This is a genomic window from Agrobacterium sp. CCNWLW32 (genome assembly GCF_037083425.1).
GTDB classification, from domain to species: domain Bacteria; phylum Pseudomonadota; class Alphaproteobacteria; order Rhizobiales; family Rhizobiaceae; genus Agrobacterium; species Agrobacterium radiobacter.
The window spans coordinates 34,458-54,730 of the sequence record NZ_JBAOJM010000020.1; the positions used below are offsets into that span (position 1 = coordinate 34,458).

At 56.4% G+C, this 20,273-nt stretch carries 19 protein-coding genes and 1 pseudogene; 14 read left to right on the forward strand and 6 right to left on the reverse strand.

Annotated elements, in window-relative coordinates:
* Positions 1-705: 705 nt before the first annotated feature.
* From V6R85_RS24690 to V6R85_RS24700, 3 genes are all read right to left on the reverse strand, one after another.
* On the reverse strand, positions 706-3,444 hold the full coding sequence (locus V6R85_RS24690) for an autotransporter domain-containing protein (RefSeq protein WP_162692486.1): 2,739 nt from the start codon (positions 3,442-3,444) through the stop codon (positions 706-708).
* Between the two features lie 54 nt (positions 3,445-3,498).
* Entirely contained in the window at positions 3,499-4,125 is a 627-nt protein-coding gene (locus V6R85_RS24695; protein ID WP_111785172.1) for an outer membrane protein, read from the reverse strand.
* Positions 4,126-4,366: 241 nt separating this feature from the next.
* Positions 4,367-5,410, reverse strand: a complete 1,044-nt coding sequence (locus tag V6R85_RS24700; protein WP_111829600.1) for a helix-turn-helix domain-containing protein — start codon at positions 5,408-5,410, stop codon at positions 4,367-4,369.
* 323 nt (positions 5,411-5,733) lie between these two features.
* Between V6R85_RS24700 and V6R85_RS24705 the strand changes: the two genes are divergently transcribed.
* Entirely contained in the window at positions 5,734-5,970 is a 237-nt protein-coding gene (locus V6R85_RS24705) for a DUF6894 family protein (protein WP_020808165.1), read from the forward strand.
* A 37-nt stretch (positions 5,971-6,007) separates the two neighbouring features.
* Here V6R85_RS24705 and V6R85_RS24710 read toward each other — a convergent pair whose 3' ends face one another.
* Together V6R85_RS24710 and V6R85_RS24715 are read right to left on the reverse strand one after the other, a co-directional pair.
* Positions 6,008-7,441 carry a PAS domain S-box protein gene (locus V6R85_RS24710; protein ID WP_336377327.1) on the reverse strand — a complete coding sequence of 478 codons (1,434 nt, stop codon included), beginning with the start codon at positions 7,439-7,441 and terminating at the stop codon, positions 6,008-6,010.
* Between the two features lie 491 nt (positions 7,442-7,932).
* On the reverse strand, positions 7,933-8,109 hold the full coding sequence (locus V6R85_RS24715; RefSeq protein ID WP_336377328.1) for a hypothetical protein: 177 nt from the start codon (positions 8,107-8,109) through the stop codon (positions 7,933-7,935).
* A 147-nt stretch (positions 8,110-8,256) separates the two neighbouring features.
* Between V6R85_RS24715 and V6R85_RS24720 the strand changes: the two genes are divergently transcribed.
* From V6R85_RS24720 to V6R85_RS24735, 4 genes and pseudogenes are all read left to right on the forward strand, one after another.
* Positions 8,257-8,460: a hypothetical protein gene (locus tag V6R85_RS24720; protein WP_020808119.1), complete on the forward strand. Its 204-nt coding sequence runs from the start codon at positions 8,257-8,259 to the stop codon at positions 8,458-8,460.
* Positions 8,461-8,502: 42 nt separating this feature from the next.
* A pseudogene (locus V6R85_RS24725) lies at positions 8,503-8,687 on the forward strand (hypothetical protein); the annotation flags it as partial.
* 95 nt (positions 8,688-8,782) lie between these two features.
* Positions 8,783-9,067, forward strand: coding sequence for a DUF3175 domain-containing protein (locus V6R85_RS26085; protein ID WP_442892994.1), 285 nt, complete (start codon positions 8,783-8,785; stop codon positions 9,065-9,067).
* 90 nt (positions 9,068-9,157) lie between these two features.
* Positions 9,158-9,337 carry a hypothetical protein gene (locus V6R85_RS24735; RefSeq protein ID WP_077998741.1) on the forward strand — a complete coding sequence of 60 codons (180 nt, stop codon included), beginning with the start codon at positions 9,158-9,160 and terminating at the stop codon, positions 9,335-9,337.
* Between the two features lie 819 nt (positions 9,338-10,156).
* On the opposite strand, the gene V6R85_RS24740 is transcribed toward V6R85_RS24735, so the two are convergent.
* Positions 10,157-11,152 (reverse strand): LacI family DNA-binding transcriptional regulator, encoded by a 996-nt coding sequence (locus tag V6R85_RS24740; protein WP_020808118.1) that lies wholly within the window; start codon positions 11,150-11,152, stop codon positions 10,157-10,159.
* 174 nt (positions 11,153-11,326) lie between these two features.
* Here V6R85_RS24740 and V6R85_RS24745 point away from each other — a divergent pair, with 174 nt between their 5' ends.
* The 9 genes from V6R85_RS24745 (at position 11,327) to V6R85_RS24785 (ending at position 19,883) form a co-directional block, all read left to right on the forward strand.
* A complete protein-coding gene (locus V6R85_RS24745) occupies positions 11,327-12,280 on the forward strand; it encodes a sugar ABC transporter substrate-binding protein (protein WP_020808117.1) in 954 nt (317 codons plus the stop codon).
* A gap of 125 nt (positions 12,281-12,405) precedes the next feature.
* The gene (locus V6R85_RS24750) at positions 12,406-13,527 is read left to right on the forward strand and encodes an ABC transporter permease (RefSeq protein ID WP_087747263.1); all 1,122 of its coding nucleotides are present in this window, start codon (positions 12,406-12,408) and stop codon (positions 13,525-13,527) included.
* Positions 13,527-14,315, forward strand: a complete 789-nt coding sequence (locus V6R85_RS24755) for an ATP-binding cassette domain-containing protein (RefSeq protein ID WP_020808115.1) — start codon at positions 13,527-13,529, stop codon at positions 14,313-14,315. The genes V6R85_RS24750 and V6R85_RS24755 overlap by 1 nt, the downstream gene beginning before the upstream one ends.
* 82 nt (positions 14,316-14,397) lie before the next feature.
* Positions 14,398-15,192, forward strand: coding sequence for a TIM barrel protein (locus V6R85_RS24760; RefSeq protein WP_020808114.1), 795 nt, complete (start codon positions 14,398-14,400; stop codon positions 15,190-15,192).
* A gap of 21 nt (positions 15,193-15,213) precedes the next feature.
* The gene (locus V6R85_RS24765; RefSeq protein ID WP_020808113.1) at positions 15,214-16,233 is read left to right on the forward strand and encodes a Gfo/Idh/MocA family oxidoreductase; all 1,020 of its coding nucleotides are present in this window, start codon (positions 15,214-15,216) and stop codon (positions 16,231-16,233) included.
* A 137-nt stretch (positions 16,234-16,370) separates the two neighbouring features.
* Positions 16,371-17,300 carry a myo-inosose-2 dehydratase gene (iolE, locus tag V6R85_RS24770; RefSeq protein WP_020808112.1) on the forward strand — a complete coding sequence of 310 codons (930 nt, stop codon included), beginning with the start codon at positions 16,371-16,373 and terminating at the stop codon, positions 17,298-17,300.
* Between the two features lie 35 nt (positions 17,301-17,335).
* Positions 17,336-17,623 (forward strand): MurR/RpiR family transcriptional regulator, encoded by a 288-nt coding sequence (locus V6R85_RS24775; RefSeq protein ID WP_077998740.1) that lies wholly within the window; start codon positions 17,336-17,338, stop codon positions 17,621-17,623.
* A 168-nt stretch (positions 17,624-17,791) separates the two neighbouring features.
* Complete coding sequence (locus V6R85_RS24780; protein ID WP_336377330.1) at positions 17,792-19,165, forward strand: ISNCY family transposase; 1,374 nt, start codon at positions 17,792-17,794, stop codon at positions 19,163-19,165.
* Between the two features lie 262 nt (positions 19,166-19,427).
* On the forward strand, positions 19,428-19,883 hold the full coding sequence (locus tag V6R85_RS24785) for a Rid family hydrolase (RefSeq protein WP_111785186.1): 456 nt from the start codon (positions 19,428-19,430) through the stop codon (positions 19,881-19,883).
* Positions 19,884-20,273: the final 390 nt, after the last annotated feature.

Below are 20,273 nucleotides of genomic sequence, written 5' to 3' on the forward strand. Positions count from 1 at the left end.
AATTGCCAAACCCGGATCTGGTGTTCCTTCCTCGGATCAGCGCCGCGCCCCCGCAGTTACCTGATAACAATATTGACCTGTGAGATTGAGACCCTAGAATCGCCAGCAGATTCTTTTGAGGTGTCGTTTTGCCAAAGCTCGAGCTTGTTTTTGTTATAGGCGCTTTTTTGGCTTTGGGGACATGGCTTTACTCGGACGAGTATCGGGCGCATGGCGCTCTTGTGACAATAATCCTTCTCGCGGTCGCATCAATCTATATCCTCTTGACGTCCAAGGAGAGAGTGTACCGGTTATATGCATGTATATCGCTGACCGTAATTTCCGCGGCAATCGGGGTCGTATTGCTGCGATTGTCAGGAATGCTTGGCTGATTCCGCGACGCAGGAATCAATATGCCATCGCGAACTGACGCGTCACGACAATGGGCGGGCATGAGACCTCTGCCGGGCCTCCTTCAGCCTTTTCCTTTCCTGCAAACGCCGGCACAGCGATAGCTCGTGCGCCGGATTTGGAAAATACGACCGTTCAATGGTCGATTTAGCAGCATAAAAATGTGGCGGCAGCGACGATGGCGTTCCGGGGCTATGGATTTGCGAGAGCAACTGCGGGCGTTCGATGCGATCCGCACGGTCAAAAAAATCGAAGCAAATACGGCAATCAGCGACCTGCGGTGTGAAGGAACTGGTCAGCGAAACCGGTTGCTCGCTAGAATCTGGTTTCGATTTTTATGCGGACCGCATGGTCCCGGGTCCCGGAATCATCGAAGCCGGTCCGGTACTCCAGGCCAGCGGACCACACATTGAAGATCGCATCAAGCGTAAGCCCGATGTTGCCATAACCGGAGATCTCATCCTTTCTGTCGAGCGCATAGGGAAGCCCGCCAGATGCGGCATAACCCATTATGGCACGGCCGGAATCCTTGAGGTCGAGTGCATATTCAGCCCTGACGCCTGGGATCAGCCTGCCCCATTCATAGTCGAACGCGTAACTGGCGCGCAAGCCCAGAACGCCCGCTACATTGTCGACCGTCTGGTCACCGTAAGTGAGGCGATAGGTGCTGTCACCTGCTTCGGAAAAGCCCTGAAGCCAGGATCGTGACATCTCCACCCGGCCGTAGGGCGATACCAGCCACGATTCGTTACGGAACTCGTAAGCGGCCGTCAGTGAACCAAACAACTGACTGCCGTTACGTCTTCCGCTTGTGAAATTGCTGTCGGCCGCAATGAACCGTACCGAATTGAAATCCAGGACGCTACCGCCGAGAAGCGCGTCAATAAACAGATTCTCGAACGGTGTATAGCTGCCATAGAAAGCGGCGCTGTAGGCGTTGGCACGACTTTGCGTGCCATTGTTGCCAACATCTGTGCTATCACGTCCATAGCCGACGCCAACACCTGCGATGAGCTCTTCCGAGAAACGGTAGTCAATGCCACCGCTGACGCCCGCAAGCGTGTAATCGAGATCGAGCCTGCCATCTTCCCGCTCACCGAAATTGACGAAGCCGCTCGTCCAGACAGCGAAAGGACCGGGGTCAAAATCTCGCTCCGGGAATTGATATTCCCCGGGAGCGACGACTTTCTCAGGAAGCCCTTGCTTGTTCTCGGTCGCATAACCGAGCGATGCAATGCCGGCGCCACCCGGATCCGGCTCGGGCTCCACGGGCAAACCGGAACCGCCGCCCTTCGACTGTCTCCCAAAACGTATACCGAAACTCGACTTTCTGCGCTCGCCCTCGTTATGAAGTCGCTCAAGCCGATTTTGGAAATTGCGTATCTGAACCTGCGCAAAACGTCCTGCGGCGCTCGTCTGCGCGTTGAGCAAACCAACAACGTCGGCGTCCATTGTTGGATCCGGAAAAACCAGTTTCTCCCTGTTGACGGAGATCGTGTAGGAACGTGCAGCTCCGTTTTGCGCCGTCACCAGCACGGATACGGTGTTTATACCCACGGCCAGTTCGATGGGCGGGCTCATATTCCCCGATGAGATCACATTGCCATGTATCGTGACGGCAGCGAAAGGGTCGGCGGCTGTCGGCATCACCTGAAGCGTAGCGGTGTCGAAAGGAAGGGAAAGCATATAATTAGCGACGCCCGGCGAAAATGCCGGTTCAAGACTTCCGACCGACGTGACCAGCGCAGCAAGACTTGTATTTCCGGACTGAGCGCGGACGATATTGACGCGGTATGTATTTGTGCTTACCCCGTCCCGGGCCGTGACGGTTATGTCGGCCGCATTGTTGCCGATGGCGAGTGGTATTGCCGGGCTCGGAAGACCGCCCGGGACGGGCGACCCGTTCAGCGTGATTGTTGCTGCGGCGTCGGCAGCAACGGCTGTCAGGGAAACACGCTCTATATCGCTTCCGACACTCACGACATAAGAGGTTATGGATGCCGAGAAGGATGGGGTGAGGGTGCCGGCGCTCGGTCTGATGTCTTGCAAATCCGCATTTATCGAAGAGCCGACTCGCCAGGTCAGAGTGTTGGACGCGAGGTTGCCATTTCCGCCCGTGTTGATTGCGGAATTTGCCGGCAAGCGAAGACTGAAAGTACCCGCACCGGAGGTGTAAAATACCAGAACGTCGTAGGTAATATTATCGTCGGTTCGAAGCCCCGTAACAGAACCGACCGCCGACCCGGTCGGGATCAAACTGAAATCCCCCTGCGTCAGTCCGGTAACCGCTTCCGAAAACGTGACTGTTATACGGCGAATGGAATCATCAGGGGAGGAAGAGGTAGAAAGAGTGACCGTTGGGGAATTTGCATTGACGAGTATCTGGCCCGTCGGGGGAACGCTGTTCAGGGCAAGTTCGGCTGGCTCGCCAACGGAATTTGCAATTGTGCCACCATTTAATGCGATGGATGTGCCAAGAGCAATTCCGTCCATATCCACATCGCCGGACTGGACAGTATATGAAAATGTGAGGACGCTGGAGCCGGTACCGGATCGATAGGCGGCTTGCCGGGTGGTCGCGCCGATGATGAGTTGAATAGCGGGAGTACCGGTGATCCAAACACTCTGGTCCATGTGAACGTGGAAACTCAATGTTTGACCGGCGTTGTAGTGTCCGTTCGCCGGCACGTCGACGGTTCGCACCCCCGGCGCGACAGCGGAAAGGACCGTCAAGGACGCCGGAGCGGAGTAAACGGTGCTACCTGCCAGCGTTGCCGCAACTCGATAATAGGTGCCGCTGTCAGAAAGCCTGACGTTCGGCAAGTGGAGTTCCGCTCCGTTGCCGTTGCTGACATTGGAAAACTGCCCGCTCGGGCTATAGGCCTTTTGCCATTGTATCGAGGTGGCGGCGTCCTGAACCTCGACGCTGAAAATGGCGCCCCGGCCTTCCGAAACGGAAACCGCGACCGGATGTCGGGTGACAACGGGCACCTGTGCCCAGGCGGCAACTGCCGTCAGAATGCTTATGAAAGCGGTCAGTATTACGATTGACAAATACCGGCGCGTTCCATCCAGCGTAAGTGTAGACCTAAAAAATGGCGGCATAGGTCAGAACTTTATGCCTGGGCCAACCCTGACCGTGTGCTGGCCGGTATCGACAGCGACGCCCTGAAGGGACTTGTCTCCATAATCAGTATAACGGTATTCGATACGACTGAACATATTGTCGGTGAAGGCATAGTCCAGCCCGGCGCCGATCGTGTAACCGCTGAATGTCTTTTCCTGTTTGTCCAATTCCGGCGCGTCCACATAGGCCCGCGTTCCGGCCCATCCCGCCGTAGCGTACGCAAGGACGTTGTTAAAGGTGTAACCGACACGGCCACGCAGCGCCCCAGCCCAGTCCAGACCGAAAACAGCGCCAAAGACTTCCTGTTCATTCCAGTGGCGTTCAATATCGCCCTCTACGGCGACAACAACATTGTCGCCGGGCTGGTAATGGTAGCCTGCAAATCCACCGAAGAGACTGCCATTGGCGTTTTCAGTTCCGGCGACACCGAAGCCTGAAAACGCGCCGTTGGCCCAACCTCCACCGGCATGAACTCCGAAATAGGTTCCGGACCAGGTGAACTCCGGTTTCTCCGCAACGGGCTGCGCGGTGTCCTCAATGGTGACATCCGCCGCAATCGCTGCGGATACGGTCAATGCTAGAGCGGCAGGCAGAAAGAATATTTTCATGGTGTGAAGCCTGATTGGAGACGACGATGTGGCGCTCGTTGAAACTCCGCTCTGCGCCGCCGACGCCCTGAATTGACGGCGCGCCGGAAACGCCTGGTGTGTGCGCCCACAGTGCAGACAATCGAAATTTCACAGGGGATAGAAGAGTTTTCGGACCGGCAGTGGCAAATCTATCCCTGCGCGCAAATGGCACTGGATAAAACAATCATTAAACGCAAATCCTGCAGACCGCGGATTGCGGTTATCGTCCCCATCTAGAGGCGTGATCGAACCAGGTTTGTGACTCGCCCTGTCTCGCCAGCGCGTTTTGCTGCGCAAGGGCACGCATCTCGCGCGGGCTCAATCCGTAGATACGCTGGAACGCGCGCGTAAAATTATGCGCGTACAGGAAACCGTGTTCCAAACCGATATCGGCGATGGACCTGGAGCTGTACGCCGGATCGCGAAGCACCTTGCGCGCCATTTCCAGCCGCCGTTTCAGAATATAGGAAGCCACACCGCCGTCATCGGAAAAGAGGTAGGTCAGTTTACGTATCGATATACCGAAGGTTGCCGCAATTCCGACAGGGGACAATTCCGGGCTTAGCAGCTTCGCATCAATATGGCGGCGGATTTCCTCACGCTGCACGTGAACGAGGCCCTTGGCCAAATCCTCTCTCGGAGCCCCGTTAAGGGTGGCAGCGACGAGTTCGATCGTCGGCTGAACCAAAGCCGCGGCCTGTCTTTGATTCAGAAGTGGAAGAGTGTGAAAGATATTATCGATGTGTTTGCGAAGCAGTACCACCATCGGCTGATGCGCTGAAAGGACCCTCATATTCTGCTCGTCGGGATGGTTTAACAACCCCACCAGCATCTGGCGAGGAATGAAGAGAGTAATATTGGAAAAATCGTTCGCTGATCCGGCATGGGCCTGGGCCGTATCATGAACGATCAGATCTCCGGGAGCGGCCTCGGCTTCCGCACGACCGTCCTGTCGCCGCCACCATCCACTGGTGAAAAACTGCACTTCGAAATGTTCGTAACCATCCGCAGCAATCCGATAGCTGGACCGGCTGAGCGTCTGTCCGACACTCTCGCAGTGGGTGAGCAGAAGGTCGCCCAGACGAAACGTAAGATGCCGGGTGTAAAAGCCGCTCGGATCGGTGAGTTTGAAATCATACAACGAACCTGCCGATTCCTCCCAGAAGGCGAGAGCCTTTTTAAGAGTGGTGCGGCGCGTATCCGTTTTGAACAGGAGCGTCGGCGGGTTGATTTTTATTACATCGCGTGCAGGGTCGACGGTCATATCATCTTCTTTTGTCGGATTGGGGCCTGATACGCACGTTTGCCCACCTGCGTGTGAGTAAAAGACTGTCAGGGTGTTTTCGACAACCGGGAGGCATCACCTCGCCAAGCGAAGACAACGCCTGCTGTGGCCGGAAGCCCGTCGTTCCATAAACTGGTTGCCGGCACTGAACCTGATTTGCCTGAAACATCCTCAAAAAAATCCCCGGTGCGCGGTAAGAGAAGGCAATAAGAGCTGCGAACTACGCGGCCAGATTGGGAACCTGCCATCGCGAAATTCGTTAGCGCCCAAGGGCCCCACGAAACCATATCAGGAATTTCGCAATGCCAAGGTACTTTTTCCATGTGCGTGACGCGCAGGGGCTCTCCGTGGATATGGAAGGAGCTGTCCTTTCTACGGATGAGCAAGCAAGGCGTGAAGCCGTTCAGGCAGCGAAGGAAATGTTAGCCGAGAAAATTCTCAAAGACGAAATTCTGGATGGCAGCGCGTTTGAAGTGGTGCGTAGTGATGGACTTCTAGTCGCAAAAATTCCGCTAAAATCCGTAATCCGGTTCAAGTAGTTGGAATACGACCTACGTTCCTGCATTTATCCTCGACCTAGAGGCGGTCACGAGCGGCGGTCAGCCGGATGACCAAGCCGTCAGAATTCCAGTCTCGATGAATTTCTCCGCCAAGCTGACTACCAACGGTTGCGCGGCCGAGAATTGTCCCAAAACCTTCCCCGTCGGACGTCCGCTTGACCGGCGGCCCACCTTTCTCGGCCCAGATGAGGGTGAACAGCTTGTCGTCGCTTTGACATGTGATTTCAACACGTCCTTGCTCGGTTGACAACGAGCCGTATTTTGCTGCGTTGGTCGCGAATTCGTGTAGCAGAAGCGCATAACTCGTCAGAGAACCGCCGGTAATTGTGATATCTGGACCACTAATTATCACGTGAGGAGCCGCACCCTGACCATAAGGGGCGAGGATTGTTTCAAGCAATGCATGAAGTGTTGTCGCCCGAGCAAGGCGATCTGATTCTTCGGAGGTGTGCGGAACTGTCAACGTATGTGCCCGCGAAAGAGCGCCGAGCCTGTCACGCACTGCGGCTGCGAGCTCGGCCGGCGTATTTGCCGTTCTTGCACTGAGAGAAACTATGCTGCTCGCCACAGTGAAGAGGTTTTTTACCCGATGGTTCATTTCGTGGATCAACAGATGTTGTTGCTCCTCAGCGCGCCGGCGTTCCGTTATGTCGCGTGCGATCTTGGAAGCACCTATGACCTGACCTGACCGGTTTCTGATTGGCGAAACAGACAGGGAAATATCAACACGTGTGCCGTCCTTGCGCTGGCGGACCGTTTCATAGTGATCGATCTTCTCGCCGCGCCGAAGGCGCGCAAGAATGCTGGGCTCCTCATCGGTTCGATCCGGCGGGATCAACATCGTGACGGAGCGGCCAACGGCTTCTTCTGCAGTGTAGCCAAACAACTGTTCGGCGCCTCGATTCCAGTCCGTGATAATGCCGTTCAGATCTTTTGCCAGAATCGCGTCATCCGAGGACTGGATTATGGCCCTCATACGTTGTGTGATCTCGTTATCGAATTGATCATCGGGTTCTTCGACAAGCATGTTGATCCCGCCGGAGATGGCGCCCCCGGCATCGAATATCGGTGTAGCGAACGCACGCACCGGAACCTGGCTTCCATCGGCTCGCTCTACAAGCATCCGATAATCTCGCACCGCTTGCTTCTCGCGCAGGGCCATCGCCATCGGGCTCTCTGCGTGGGGCAATGGCTTGCCATCGGGTGTGCGAAGCCTGAGGGATCCGCAGTATCTGATTTCCTTTAGACGGGGCTTGAGCCCCCATATGTCGGTAGCCAACTCGTTGTAAAATGTGAGGATGCCGGCGTTGTCGGTGAGATAACCCGCAATCGGCGAAACCTCCAGAAAGTCGCGCGACGCCAGATGTCCGTCCAACATCTCGCTCAGCGACCCGCGAACGAGATTGGAACGAAACGCTCGATTATCATCATCGTCGGTGTGTCCGGACACTTGATACCTCTGACTCGCTCGTGTTGATCCGGGAGGATGGCATATAGCTTCGCTTACGTTGGAGTCCTGTTGTCAAGGGACAGGAAGCTATCTTGTGGGAGACGACCTGACAACCCGGAACATGGCCGCTCCCTTGATCCCGTTGGTCTTCACCCACGTGGCCGCCCGGGCTTCGTGCAGTCAACCGCTGAGATTGTCGCGTTGCCCGCAGCGTCAAGCGCTTGGCTGCGGAGATGCAGCGGCGGCGACCTCGGGCCGCTCTCGAAACGGCGACAGCTCCATTGTCTGGAGATCAGCCCCATCGAAGGACTGAAGCTCGTGACGTGTATGGATGCAATATCAGCCCTCAGTGCAGCGAGGATTTGTGTTCATTAAAAGAAGCATGGCCTCTATCTGCTGTGAGGCCTCGCTCAATATTTTATTCAGTTCAGTTTCTGCATGCCGGTCACGCCCGGTTTCAGCCCCGGCGCGGCTTGTCCTCATCCAAACTGTCACAAATACTGGGCCTGTTTCTCAAGCCGGGTAGCAAGTTCGGAAATGCTCATATTCGTCGCGCATAAATGAATCGCACATTCCAGGAATTGCAGGGACGAACGCCTGAGAAAGTCCTGCTGCTGCTCATACGCTATTCTGGCGATGCGATCGGATTTGCTGGATTTGTCCGTCATCTTCTGTTCCCTCGGATTGAATTTTCTCACGCGCCTAACCCGGGGAGCGCGCAATTGTTTCGAAAAAAGTTCCCCTGCTGCCGTTGTCTCGCGGAACATCGTCGCCTCAGATCGGTTGGGTAAGTCGAAACCCAATTGGAGGCAGTGATGACCAGTAATTCTCCACGAGATGGCACTCCCGGCACCACCGACCAGTCGCCCCGCTGGGAGGGGCCAAAGGAAAACCGGCCCAGAGGCTACATGAAACCCACCGACGACCCCGAGCACGATCGGGATGCTGTTGGGGAGAACCTCAAAGACCCCCGCAAAAAACGTATTTCTGACGCGATGAAGACGCGCGACGACCAATAATCCGGCAGGTTATCGACGCCATCCGGTAACAAGAGAAAACAGGCCACGTCCACAAAAACGTCGGCCAGCACCCGTCAGGGAGGGCCGGACGCATCACATGAAAACGCGAAGGCGCCTTTGGAAACCAAAAAACCCGCTGGGGACATGACGAGCGTTGGAAGAGCAGGGTTTCCGGGGGAGGTGGTGAGCCTGACAGTCACCACACCCATGACCCCGACCGAAATTAATGATCCGCCAGCAAGAACGATGAAAAAGGCGAAAAAGGAAAAGATCGTCGCAAAAGGTGACCAGGAAAAGCGATGCGCTTGATCTCGAGAAAGAGGTGTTCACGAGAAGTGAGCCCTCGCAGATCGCACGGTCTCTAAAAAAGGCTCCGCAGACCAATCTGACAGCCGCAAGGCCAATCCGTTCCGATCTGCAATGTCAATGCGCTGTCAACCGGGCTGGCCGGGTGCTGCCAGAAAGACTCAACGTTGTGCTGAAAGACGCGAAGGGGAAGCTTCGCAAGGAGTTTGGCAAACAACGGCAGCGCGCACTTGATTTGTCTTCGTTGCGAGGCCTGCGAACCTGCCTTTTGAACTATTCGTCGTTCCTCACGAAATATTAAATCTCGGAACTCCTCTCGTGCCGATTGGTTGGGTTAGGGCATGCCACAGGGCACGCAAGTGACAAATCACCAATATGAGGAGTACATATCATGGCAAATCAAGGTGGTACGCACGAACAGCACGTGAAGGCCGGTCAGCAGAGCCACAAGAACAGCGACAATCGTTCGAAGTCGGCGTCGGCCTCCAACAATAGCGATAATGGTAAAACCCGGGGCGGCACACACGAGCAGCATGTAAAGGCGGGTCAGCAGAGTCACAAAAATTCCTGATGCCAGAAAAATGGGAAATCCCCGCGCGTATCGCGGGGATTTCTTTGTTCTGTTCCCCATGAAACAGGAAAGTTACATGGCCGCTTGCCCGCAGCGCTCTTCGGCATTGACGTAGCGACTTCGCAAGGCCGCAAAGCGCTTCTCCCGCTCCTCGCAGAATTCGGAGATTCGCTTAAAGTGACGTGATGCATGATCGCGTCTGGCCATGCTCCATTGGGTCTGGGGCCTTTTTGGGCGCCGTTCAGTGATAAAATGATTTGCTATAACAATATTTCAAGTGATGGTGAGTTATAGAAAAGGTGGCTATACCTCATGCAATGGAACTGGCAGTTGACAATTGGCTCAAACCTCACACGCCGGACGCGCGTCGATCTCGTTAGTAAATGACGGCACCTTTGTCTTGATCATGCCATCTGTGCGGAATAACCATCTCATTGCGGAGATTGGGGACGCGCCCCCGGCTGTTATGATCCCAACAGACCGGTCGCCAGTCTCCGCAGTCCAATTTTAAATGTTCGGTAGCTGGTCGCGCTTCAAGACTCCTTTTGGCACAAGCGGTGGTCGTCGGGAGGATACTGACCTTTGCTAAATTCGCCTTCATTGACACCAAACATCCCCAGCATCCACCCCACGCCATTCAAGAGTTTTTCAGCTTGATCACTGGTAAGAATGCAGATGACGAGCCAACATAAAACCAGCCTTCGCCAGAACCTCCTTGAGCGACTGTTACCTCTGGAGCGTGGGCAACGCTCGCACCAGAGTATCGGGTCCAGCTGTTTCGCATGATGGGAGAGTGTTACGATCCTGACGTCGGGGCTGCTATGCCGATTTCCTCACTATCAGCGTGCCCGGCAGCGTCACCGTTTCGAGTTCGATCGTTCCCTTGATCATCTTGAGGATCACATCAACCATTTCGTTGCGCGGCTGTTCATAGGTCGTGAGACCATAGGCAAACGATCCGCTCAATTCGTAATTGTCAAAGCCGACGACGGCGATCTCTTCCGGTACTCTAAGGCCGAATTTTCCGCGGATTTCGTCCAAGGCTCCGATTGCCAGAATATCGTTCTCACACATCAGCACATCGACGCGATCTTGCGCTGCGGTCTCGGACAGATAGCGCCTGACAGATACGGCCCCGGCTTCGGCGCTGTATTTCTCGGCGGACAGAAGGGCGATTTCCGTTATTCCCTTCTGCGCCCAGAACTCGGTGAAGTGGTGGCGACGCCGCAATGCCGTTGACAGCGCCGCAGCTCCGCTCATGAAGCCGGGCCGTTTGTAGCCCTTCGCATGGAGATGATCGACGATCTCCCTCAACGCAAGTTCCGCGTCGCAGACGACGGCGGGAACGCCCTCGATCTGGCTGTCGCGCGCAAGTACGAACATCGGGGGTATTCCGTTGCCGTGCTGCAGATCGATTAGGGTCTCATCGCGAAACGCCGTACCGAAGAGCACGATTGCGTCTACCTGCCGCTGGTCGGCATGGAGCAGCGCGTTCACATGGTCGAAATGGTTGTTGATGTTAATGAGCATCACCACCAGTCCCGCAGCCTGAAGTTTCTCCGTCAGTGCTTCCAGGAACGGCAGTTTCTGCGGATTCGAGAAGTCGTCAACGAAGACGGCAACCTGTCCAGTGGTGTTGGTGGCGAGACTGCGGGCCAGCAGGTTAGGGGTGTAATTCAGTGCCGCCGCAATCTCCAGCACCTTGCGTTTGCTCTCTTCGGTGATCGAGGCGCCCGGCGTAAATGCGCGGATCACGGTCCATTTCGATACCCCGGCGGCTTCCGCTACCTGTTTTGCCGTTGCTCTCTTGCGCATAACCTCTCCCGAAATGGAACGTACATTCCATTTCTTGATATCAATGAAATTAATTCTTGCTTTTAACGTATTCTGACATAGGATGCACCTGCTTGCACCCGGTAGCAAGCAACTTTGCACCCGGTAGCATTCGAATTTCCGTCCAGAGGAGTGGATGGTATTGAGGAGGAAAAAATGAAATCGATTTTGAAGTATCTGGCTTCCGCAGCTCTTGCCGTTTCGCTTGCAGGTTCATGGTCGGTTGGTGTGAAGGCTGACGAACAGCCCAGCATCATTGCCGTAACTCACGGTCAGGCGTCGGACCCATTCTGGTCCATCGTCAAGAACGGGATGATGCAGGCCGGTAAGGACATCAATGTTAAGGTTGACTATCGCGCGCCTGAGACCTTCGATATGGTTGCCATGGCGCAACTTATCGAAGCTGCGGTCAATCAGAGCCCGGCGGGCATTGTGATTTCCAATCCCGATCCGGACGCGCTTGGCCCGGCCATCGAGAAGGCCGTTACCGCCGGCATTCCGGTCATTTCCATGAATTCGGGCATTGCCGCCGCTGAAAAGCTCGGCATCAAGCTCCACGTCGGTCAGGACGAACTTCCGGCGGGCGTGAAAGTTGGTGCAAAGCTCAAGTCGCTCGGCCTGAAACATGTTCTCTGCGTCAATCAGGAAGTCGGTAACGCCGCTCTCGACCAGCGCTGCGCCGGCACTGAGAAGGGCTTCGAAGGTGGAAAGGTCACCATTCTGCCGGCGACTGCGGATCCTGCCGAAATCGAGTCCAAGATTCAGGCTGCTCTGACCTCCGATCCGTCCATCGACGTTGTTCTCGGCCTGTCCGCTCCACTCGTGGGTGAGCGCGCGGTGGCTGTCGTTGAGAAGATGGGCAATGGCGACAAGGTCAAGGTTGCTTCCTATGACCTTTCGGCCAATTTTCTGAAGTCTGTATCCGAGGGCAAGGCGCTCTTTGCCGTCGACCAGCAGCCCTATCTTCAGGGCTATCTCCCGGTCACGCTCCTCGCGCTCAATGCCCGCTACGGGACGATCCCGGCCGGCAATGTCGCTTCGGGTCCGAGCTTCGTCGAGAAGGACGCGGCGGCTTCGGTTATCGAGAAATCCTCCCAGGGGGTCCGCTGAGCGGGACCTGCGGCAGCTCCCGCTCTTCCGGCGGGAGCTGCATTCATCGCCCGACATCCGATCCGCGTGACGCGTGAGTGGAAACCGATGGCGCACGGAAAACAACTTAACTCTGAGGTACGACCATGACGCTGGCCAACGAACAGAACGGGTCTTCGGCTCGATCTGACGAACGCCTGAAAAAGGTATCGACCATGACCGCACTCGCCCGGCGTCCGGAACTCGGCGCTGTCGCAGGACTGGTCGTCGTAACGATATTCTTCTTTTCCACTGCCAACCCCGCCATGTTTACGCTTGCCGGCGTGGTCAATTTCATGGCGCCAGCCGCCCAGCTTGGAATTCTGGCGATTGGCGCGGCGCTTCTTATGATCGGCGGCGAGTTCGATCTGTCTATCGGCTCCATGGTTGCCTTTGCGGGCCTCGTCTTCGGCACGGCGCTCGTTGTCCTTGATCTGCCGCTCAGTGTCGCAATCCTGATCGCGCTGGGTTTCGCCGTGGTCATTGGCATTACCAATGCCCAGCTTACAATGCGCACCGGACTGCCGTCATTCATTGTCACACTCGCATTCCTCTTCATTCTCCGCGGCCTCACGCTCGTCGGACTGAAATGGGCAAGCGGCGGCGCAACCCAGCTTCGCGGAATGAAGGAAGCGGTTGTCGACAGCCCGCTCGCTCCGCTGTTCTCCGGTGATGCCTTTCCCGGATTGTTTAAATGGCTTGCCAATGCCGGGATCATCGACACTTTTCCGAACGGCGCGCCCAGGGTTCCGGGTATCCCTGTCGAAATACTCTGGTTCGTCCTTATTGCGCTCGTCGCCACATGGGTCTTGCTTCGGACGCGCTTTGGTAACTGGATCTTCGCATCCGGCGGCGATCCGAAGGCCGCCCGCAAATCCGGCGTGCCTGTCGCCCGTGTGAAAACAACCCTGTTCATCGTCACCGCCATGTGCGCCACACTTGTTGCAATACTAACGGTTCTCGATGCCGGTTCCACCGACGCCCGGCGCGGCTTCCAGAAGGAATTCGAAGCCATCATCGCGGCCGTTATCGGCGGATGTCTTCTGACGGGCGGGTACGGTTCGGCAATCGGCGCCTTCTTCGGCTCCATCATCTTCGGCATGGTGCTGATCGGCTTGACCTACACCTCCATCGATCAGGATTGGTACCTCGTCTTCCTCGGCGGCATGCTTCTAACGGCGGTCATATTCAACAACCTCATTCGCAAGCGCGTGACGGGAGAACGCTGATGAGCAACACTCACACGCCACTCGTCGAGGTCAAGAACCTCGTGAAGCACTTCGGGTCCATCATCGCACTCAACGGCGTTTCCCTGAGCGTCCATGCCGGCGAAGTTCTCTGCCTTCTCGGAGACAATGGAGCAGGCAAGTCCACCCTCATCAACACGCTTTCTGGCGTACACAAGCCGACATCGGGCGACTTTCTGGTCGAAGGAAAACCGCACGCCTTCAACGGTCCGCGCGGTGCGCTCGATGCGGGCATCGCTACCGTCTACCAGGATCTGGCGATGATCCCGCTGATGTCAGTGACCCGCAACTTCTTCATGGGTCGCGAACCGCTCAAGGGTTTCGGTCCGTTCAAATACATGGACATGGAATTTGCGGATCGTGTCACAAGCGAGGAGATGAGAAGGATCGGCATCGATGTCCGCGAGCCCGGGCAGGCCGTCGGCACCCTTTCCGGTGGCGAACGGCAATGTGTGGCGATTGCCCGTGCTGTCTATTTCGGAGCGAAGGTGCTCATTCTCGATGAGCCGACCTCCGCCCTTGGTGTGGCGCAGACCTCGATGGTTCTAAAATATATCGATCAGGTGCGCAGCAAAGGGCTGGGGGTAATCTTCATTACCCATAACGTCCGTCACGCCTATGCGGTGGGAAACCGTTTCACGGCGTTGAACCGGGGCAAAACGCTCGGGACATTCGCTAAGGACGAAATCAATCTCGATGGCCTCCAGAACCTGATGGCTGGCGGCAAGGAACTTCAGTCGATCTCTGCGGAACTCGGCGGAACGATCTGACGCAGCGCGCAAAAACGAAACGCGGCTCGGCGCTCGCGCCGCGCTTCGGACAACCATGTTCCAAAAACCAGGAAACACCCCGATGAGCAATGCCAATAACAACGCGTTTCCACTGGCCGCCTGCGCCGAGATGCTGTGGCGGGACAAGCCGATCGAATGGCGCGCCTCCCGCCTGAAGGAGTTGGGATTCGGCGTTGGCCTCTGGAACTGGCCGGAGCACGATATCGGCAAGCTGGAGGCGACAGGCGCAACCTTCACAATCATGAACGGCTATCTCACGGGCCGTCTCACCGATGACGAGGGTACGGCCGAACTCCTCAGGACAGCCCGCGAAACTGCTCAGATCGGCAAGCGTCTCGGCGTCCAGCGGCTCAATCTTCACGGAACCGGCCTCGGCGACCGTGGGCTTCCCGTTCAGCCGATCGAGGTCGTCACGGGAGCCATGTGGTTGAAGGCGCAGGACGCGCTACGCCGCATCGTTGATCTGGCGGAAGAGGAAAACGTCGTCTTCACGCTCGAAAACCTGAACCTCCCGGTCGACCATCCCGGAGTGCCCTTTGGCCGCGCTGAAGACACGTTGGCTCTGGTATCGAGCATCGACCATCCCCGTCTCCGTCTCAATCTCGACCTCTACCATGCGCAGATCGGCGAGGGGAACCTGATCGAGCTGTGCGGTAAGTGCCTGCCATGGATCGGCGAGATCCAGGTCGCCGACGTTCCCGGTCGCTGCGAGCCGGGCACGGGCGAAGTTAACTGGAACGGCGTCGCCAAGGCATTGAACGCCATGGGCTATTCCGGCCCGATCGGGATGGAAGCCTGGGCGGCCGGAGATTCGGACGCTGCGCTCTCGTCCTTCCGCGAAGTATTCACTCTCTAATTTCATAACAGGACAAAACTTATGGCCAAGGTCAAAACTGTCAATGTCGGTCTCATCGGTGCCGGACGCATCGGCTCCTTCCACGGTGAAAGCGTTGCCAGGAGGATCGTGGACGCCGAACTCGTAGCCATCGCAGATCCTGCGCCCGGTGCGGCTGCGAAGCTTGCTGAAATTCTGGACGTCGATGCTTCCTACACCGATGTCGCTGAGATGCTGGCGCATCCGAGTCTGGATGCCGTCATCATCGCAACCCCCGCGCGCTTCCATACCAACGTTCTGGTACAGGCTGCCGAGGCGGGCAAAGCAGTCTTCTGCGAAAAGCCGATGGCGCTCACCCTTGAAGACGCCGACCGTGGTATCGCTGCGGCCAAAGCTGCGGGCGTTCCGCTTCAGGTCGGTTTCAACCGCCGCTGGGACCAGGCCTTCGCTGAAGGCCGCGCGGCCATCGACGCAGGGAAAGTGGGCGCACCGCAACTCATCCGCTCGCTGACCCGCGACCCGGGTCCATTCGGGGCCGATCCAGACAGGATTCCCCTATGGACGGTCTTTTACGAAACGTTGATCCATGACTTCGACACGCTGCTGTGGCTGAACCCCGGCGCGAAACCCGTCGAAGTCTTCGCGATGGCGGATGCGCTTGTCCGTCCGGACGCCCGCGATAAGGGATTTCTCGATACGGCAGTTGTCAACATCCGCTTTGACAATGGTTCCATCGCCGTCGCCGAGGCAAATTTCTGCGCGATGTACGGCTACGATATCCGTGGCGAAGTCTTCGGTTCGGGCGGCATGATCACCATGGGCGACGTTCGCCGCTCCAGCATGACGCTCTTCGACAAGGACGGTGTCTCCAACGACACCTGGCGTCGTGACACGGACCATTTCGTTCAGGGCTATACGGCCCAGCTCGCGTCATTCGTCGAGGCTGTCCGCGACGGTGAGATCAAGGATGCACCGACAGGCGCCGACGCCCGCAACGCTCTGGCGATCGCACTTGCTGCGATCGAGTCCGTGTCGAAGAAACAGCCGTTCCGCATGGGTTGATATGGCTTGTGGCGGGGACGGCGCGCGAATATCCCTCCCGCCGGCAAACCGATATTCCGAAAAGGAGGTGCGGTTGCACAGTATCGAAGCCGACGTGACGTCACGGAGACAGGCTCAAAAACAGGAGAGAATTTTCCATGGGCCATAACACGACATTGCCCCTGTCAAAAGCCCGCCTTGCGGTAAGCCCTCTTTCGTGGGCGAACGATGTCCTGGAGGATCTGGGGGCCGAGATCTCGCTGCAGACCTGTCTGTCCGAGGCCGCATCGAACGGTTATGCGGGCATCGAACTCGGCCGGAAATTTCCGCGCGATGCATCGGTGTTAAGGCCATTGCTTGAAAATCAAGGTCTTGCCCTGGCATCAGGATGGCATTCGGGACAGCTTGCGGAAAGGTCGGTCGAGGACGAGATCGCCTCTGTCGGGGATCACGCCGCGCTGCTGAAAGCGATGGGATGCAGCGTTCTCGTCTATGGCGAAGTTGCGATGATGACGCCGGGGGCGCCGTTCGATGCCCCGATGTCCCGCCGTCTTGTCATGCCGACTGCGGACAGGGCCGCCTATTCCGCACGCCTGACCGACTTTGGCAAGCGTCTCTTCGACGCTTACGGCCTGAAGCTTGCTTATCATCATCACCTGATGATGGTCGCAGAAACCTTCGAGGAGGTTTCCGCCGTCATAGGTAAAGCCGGGCCGGAGGCCGGTCTTCTTCTCGATACCGGACACGCCGCCGCAGCGGGCTTTGACTATGCAAAGCTGATCAAGCGCTTCGGGGACCGTATCGTCCACATCCACCTGAAGGACATCCGCATGGCAGTCCACGATGATGTGCGTTCGAAGGATCTCAGCTTCAACGATGGTGTGCGGAATGGTCTGTTCACCGTCCCCGGCGATGGCGTCGTTGATTTCGATCCGGTCGTCCGTTTCGTCAAGGACAGCGCTTACACCGGATGGCTGGTTATCGAGGCGGAACAGGACCCGGCGAACGCACCGCCTAAGGAATATACTGCGAAAGCATTCGAATTCATTCAAATGAAGTTCAGGGGCTCGCCTGTGGAAGCGGGCTAACCTTCGAGACTGCGCACCGTCTTGGGATAACCATCATGAGAAACGATATCGTTATCGCAAAACCGACGACTTTTGCCGAACTCAAGGGCATGATTGCAGAGGCCCATGTCAGGCTTTCCAGGGACCAGGAACGGGTGGCGCGGACGGCTGCCGCACATCCCGAAATGGTGGCGTTCGGAACAACTCATTCGCTTGCCGATTATTGTCGCGTTTCGCAATCAACAGTCATGAGGCTGGCAATCTCGCTGGGATTTGGAAGCTTCAGGGAGTTCAGACAAATTTTCCGTCATCACGTTCGAGCGAACGGAGTTAGAGGCTTATGATGGATGCGATCTAGCGCGAACGCCTCAAAAATAAAGCGTTCGCAAGTTTTTCAGTTCCATAATCTATCTTATGCGATTACTGTGTGTAGCCGCAAAGTTAGAATGTCCTGTTTCTGCAAAGTTAGAATGTCACACTCCCCGGATCTGATAGACGTCTGGGAGATGCAGATGGGATTGATCACCATGAGCGAGCGCGATTTGCAGCGGATCGAGGTTTTGTCGAAAGTCGTTGATGGCCGCATGACCATTGTCGCAGCGGCGCATGTACTGGCAATCAGCGTCCGGCATATTCAGAGATTGATTAGTCGTATTGAGGCTGCCGGCGCTGCCTCGATAAGGCATAAAGCGATCGGTCGGCCGTCAAACAATAAAATAGCCACCGGCGTCCGTGATTATGTTTTGATGCTGGTGCGAGAATGCTACCTTGATTTCGGGCCAACGCTGGCGGCCGAGAAGCTCCAGGAAGAGCACGGCGTGACGGTTTCACGCGAGACCTTGCGCAAGTGGATGCAGGATGCCGGTCTATGGCTTTCGAGGAAGCAGCGGCGGACGTTTCATCAGCCGCGGTTGCGACGAGAGGCCTATGGTGAACTGGTTCAGATAGACGGCTCCGAGCATCGTTGGTTTGAGGATCGGGGGCCCGCCTGCTCGCTATTGGTCTTCGTCGACGATGCGACCGGAAAGCTGATGCAGCTGCGGTTTGTTCGGTCGGAGAGCGCTTTCACCTATTTCGAGGCGCTTTCGCTTTACCTTGAAGAGCATGGCGCACCTATCGCCTTTTACTCCGACAAACATTCCGTTTTTCGTGTCGCCCGGAAAGACGCCAAGGGCGGGCAAGGCATGACGCAGTTTGGTCGCGCGCTATCGGAGCTGCACATCGAGATCCTTTGCGCCAATTCCAGCCAGGCCAAGGGACGCGTCGAGCGTATGAACAGGACACTGCAGGATCGGCTGGTCAAGGAATTGAGGCTTGCCAATATCAGTGACATGGAGACCGGCAATGCGTTTCTGCCAGCCTTCATCGAGCGATACAATGACCGCTTTGCGGTGACCCCTACCCGCCCCGACAACCTCCATCGGCCTGTCAATCTGGCGCCAAGCAGGCTGAATGACGTGCTTTGCAAACGCGAGCAAAGACACGTCGGCGCACAGCTTTCATTCTCCTATGAGCGCAAACGCATCATGCTTGAGGAGAACGACGTCACGCGCGGCCTGGTTGGAAAGTATGTCGAGACATACGCTTACGCTGATGGACGACTGGATATTCGATGGAAAGGTCACTCGTTGCCTTACAAGATCTTCGACAAGGACCAGCGCGTCACCCATGCGGCTGTGGTCGAGAACAAGCGTCTCGGCGAAGTGCTGGCCTACATAAAGGAGCAGCAAGATCGAGACCACGCACCTGCGCCAAAGACCAACAGTGAGAAGATCGGCTACAAGCCGAGAGGCCGCAAACCCGGTCCGCGCACGGATTTCATGAATGATCCGGACGTCATTGCGAGACGGCAAAAGGCTCTTGCTCAAATAGATGCGGCTGAATGATCCACTTCCGGCCAAAAGCGGAAGACTGCAGCTGGCCCATTGCTGTCATAAGACGTCGTAATCAAGATTGTTGGAGAGACCATCATATCTGGCCGGACGAGCAATCCGCAGAAATAGCGCATCGCCCACCATATCGCGTGGTCAACAAAGAAGACTCCGTTCATTGCGTCAAACGCAATACACTCGTCAGATTTATTGCAATTTACGAGACAGTCAAACTCGTTCAGTTTCGGGTTCTAAACATTTCTCGAAGGAGCCAACGATGACGAACAAAGCAAACAGACCCCGCGTTGAATCTGCAAACCACGGCGTTGCCTGGGAAAAAGCATTTGGCTACGCACAAGCGGTCAAGGTTAAGGATACGATCTATGTTTCCGGTCAGCTGAGCCACGATAGCCAAGGGAATTTGGTCGCACCTGCCGAAATCGATGCCGCTGGAAAGCCAGTTTCGTTCGACACCATGGAAGCTCAGATTCGCCAAACTTATGAGAACGCCCGCGTCCTCCTACAACAATTCGGCGCAACCTTCGATGACGTGGTTGAAGAGACACTTTACGTACTGGACGTCGATGCAGCCTTCGGCCCCGCCTCTGAAATCCGGAAAAAAGTCTACGGTTCCGATCTCCCTCAGCTGGCTAGCAACATCATTGGTGTGACGCGCCTCGCCTTTCCCCAACAGCTCGTTGAGATCACGTTCCGAGCGGTCGTGGACCGTTAAATGGCGGTGCGGGTTCTCAGATAGAAAAGCACGGTTTGTCAAAAAGATCGCGCAAGTCTATGCCTTATACGGCAGCGTGGTTACTTCCTCGATCGTCTCCCTCTGGGGTGACGATCGAAGGAAGCTAAAGCCGAAGGGGGAGTTCCATCACCCGCCCCCTCCCTACCCTTGCAACCCGGCCCAGCCGGTCCGGTCGGGGGCTGATTGTTTGAGCCAGTGTCGCATTTCTAACGGGCTGGCAGAACCGCAGATGACATTTCAACTTTGCGAAATCCGCGACATTTCAACCTTGCTGCCACATTGTTCGTGGGTTGGTACATTCTATTTCCAAGTGCGACATGCCAGTGATTTCAATGGCTTCACTTTGGAGATTTTCGCATGTCCGGATGT